The organism is Cecembia sp. (assembly GCF_007126775.1).
GTDB lineage: Bacteria > Bacteroidota > Bacteroidia > Cytophagales > Cyclobacteriaceae > Cecembia.
Window position 1 is genome coordinate 1 of sequence record NZ_SLAP01000160.1, and the last position, 2,836, is coordinate 2,836.

Below are 2,836 nucleotides of genomic sequence, written 5' to 3' on the forward strand. Positions count from 1 at the left end.
ACAGGAAATCATGATTTTGGCATTGCCAATATCGAAAACCGCCAGACTTTCTATAACAAGTATTTCCCTATTGAAAAAAATCACCATAATAAAGAGATGATTAGGGAAGTTGCTCTTGACGAAGATGGCATGCCCAATCTAACAAATGCCTTATACGAATTTACTGCACCCGATGAAAGAAAGTTCTTGATTCTTGTTCTTGAATTTGCGCCAAGAGAGGCAAATTTACAATGGGCCATTCAAGTGGTCAATCAGGAAAAATACCTGGATCATACAGTGATATTATTGGCGCATTCCTATCTGGATAGTAATAGCAATCATATCGAAAAAGAAAATTATCCCATGACAGATGGAAACTATGGCAAAGCCATTTGGGAAAAATTAGTGAAACCTTCCAAAAATATCCAAATGGTCTTCTCTGGCCATATAGGAGCTGCGGATCAAAAAAGTGGCCATGTCGGATTCCGAACAGATACCAATGCCGGAGGCAAAAAGGTACATCAAATGACCTTTAATGCACAAGCCTTGGGAGGTGGCTGGCATGGAAACGGTGGAGATGGCTGGTTGAGGTTGTTAGAATTTCAGGGCAACCATGTCTCAGTACGCACCTTTTCCCCATTATTTGCCATCTCTCCCAGCACAAGGCATCTCGCTTGGGGAAGCGAAGCTTATGCAGCCTTTACTTTTGACTTAGATTAATCCACCTAAAGGGTTTGTTCACTCATCGGAAAAAGAAAAAGAAGTACAACGCTGCTTCTTCTCTTCTGATCCCATCAAAAAACCCAATAGTCCGTCGGGAACTATCCATTACCCTATCTGATTCCACATATCCAAGTATGCGTCTGAAAGCACACCTCACCCTCCCCTCTTCAATTCTCTATATTTTCATTAGAGAAGGATCGAGCATCCTGTCGATTTCGCAATCTCTACCAGCTCCATCCTAGGGTAGTTTGGATGATATAATCCGTAGTACGTGTGAGCTGGATAGAGCGGTTATCATAGTTTAACGTCAGTCCGCTTTTTATATAAAAATCCAAAGGAAGGTCATATTGTAAATCCATTCTGAAATCGGTTCTCAGTCTATTTTTTTCTGTTAAACTTGGGTAAACAAAAATATTTGTCAGGATACTAAAATCACCCATATCAAAAATATTGAGTTCTGAAGCTAGGAATAATTCCGTACTTTGAAGGTTATTAACTTCTCCGGCGAAATCTTCATTGTTGAAAGCCAATCCACCAAAAACCCTCCAATAAAGTGAATTTGACCTAATAAAATCTTGTCCTAGCCCAAGCAGCGTATTGACTCTCAAGTCAATACGCTGCTGGTTATTGTATAAATACTCAATTCTGGCCAGAGCAAGCCAACGATTCCGAGGGATATATATCGCAGTAAGGTTCCCATCTCCACGCTCTATTTTCTCCACTTCGTCTTGCGTGGTTGTTAACTTATTAAAAGCGGCACTGAAAGACCAATACTGAGAGATGTAATCAATATGGCTTCTGGTGGTAAATTGTCTTTGATTCCTTGCTCTTGTAAAGGTAAATCCCAAATCAATACCTGCATTGATCCTACCTAGAAAGCCCCTGTCAACAGTTTTTATATAAAGAACATCTTCTATCGGGTAGGATACTTCTTCTTCGCCAGTAGGTTTAATCGTCAAATACCCCGCTTTTGGACTACTGATTTTACCATAAAGCCTTTTGCTGTCTTTGATAGAGGTAATAAATAGTGATTCTGAATAAATGCTCTGAATTTCATTCCATTTTACACGAAAGTTACTCTTGCTATATGCTGTTTTTATCACCAAAACTCCTCTTTCCATGGATTTAACTTCACCAATCAAATAATTCTTATTTTTCATCACCAAAGAATCAGTTTGAGCCTTAGTTGCTATGGAAATAAATAAAAAAAATATACCTAAACAAAGTAATAATTTATTCATAATTTAGTTAATGGATTTTCTGCAGAATAAAAAATTATAATTAGGTACACAAGTATAATTTAAATTTTATTGAATCGTAATAATCTAATTAAACGATCGAAAAGTCTCAAAATTAGCCATATGGAAAACAATAAAATAAATCGGAGGAATCTATTAAAAGCATTGGGCTTAGGGGCCATTGGTTCTAACATAGTTCCAATGGGTTGTTCCAGCCCGAATTTCAACGAAGTAAATAAAAACAACCCTATAATCCGTTTTGCTCACCTAACCGATATGCATATCGAACCAGGCATTGGGGCTGAAGAAGGAGTAAAAAAATGCATTGACCATATTCTAAGCAGCGAAAAGCCACTAGATTTTTTTGTCAACGGAGGTGACCTGATTATGGATGCTTTGGGAAAAGATGAGGCCGAAACAGAAGCACAATGGGCCGTTTGGCGCAGCATCAGAGCTGCCTATCCGGATTTAAAATTCTACCATTGCATTGGCAACCATGATGTCTGGGGAAAAACACCCCATGAAGAAAAGTATCCCGGCAAGGCTTGGGTGATGAGGGAACATGGAATGGAGCGTCCATATTATACATTTGAATCAAAAGGCTGGCATTTTATTATATTGGACAGCACCCACCAAAAAGAAGATGGGACATGGTACACCGCCAAGCTCGATACCGCTCAAAGAACATGGCTGGAAGATACCCTCCAAAATATTCCAGCAGACAAACCAGTTTTGATCATCTCCCATATTCCAATTTTGGGGGCGACACCATTTTTGGATGGGGATAATGCCCAAACAGGAGATTGGATAGTACCAGGGGCATGGATGCATATTGACGCCAAATCCCTGATCAACCTATTCTTCCAACACAAAAATGTCAAAGCATGCATCAGTGG

General features: G+C 39.3%; 3 protein-coding genes and 1 pseudogene. 2 read left to right on the forward strand and 2 right to left on the reverse strand.

Translation table 11 applies throughout. From position 1 onward, the window contains the following. Nucleotides 1–699 (forward strand): annotated as a pseudogene (locus tag QZT73_RS10445) (metallophosphoesterase); the annotation flags it as partial. 22 nt (nt 700–721) lie between these two features. On the opposite strand, the gene QZT73_RS17025 reads toward QZT73_RS10445, so the two are convergent. Together QZT73_RS17025 and QZT73_RS10450 are read right to left on the reverse strand one after the other, a co-directional pair. Beyond that, nucleotides 722–859, reverse strand: coding sequence for a hypothetical protein (locus tag QZT73_RS17025; protein WP_363331093.1), 138 nt, complete (start codon nt 857–859; stop codon nt 722–724). A 67-nt stretch (nt 860–926) separates the two neighbouring features. After that, entirely contained in the window at nt 927–1,862 is a 936-nt protein-coding gene (locus tag QZT73_RS10450; RefSeq protein ID WP_291788030.1) for a DUF481 domain-containing protein, read from the reverse strand. Between the two features lie 201 nt (nt 1,863–2,063). Between QZT73_RS10450 and QZT73_RS10455 the strand changes: the two genes are divergently transcribed. Beyond that, a partial coding sequence (locus QZT73_RS10455) for a metallophosphoesterase (protein WP_291788033.1) occupies nt 2,064–2,836 on the forward strand: 773 nt, incomplete at its 3' end.

What these genes read in the sequence shown, in the direction of transcription:
- QZT73_RS10450 (WP_291788030.1), bottom strand. Translation starts at nt 1,862, where the DNA reads ATGAAAAATAAGAATTATTTGATTGGTGAAGTTAAATCCATGGAAAGA.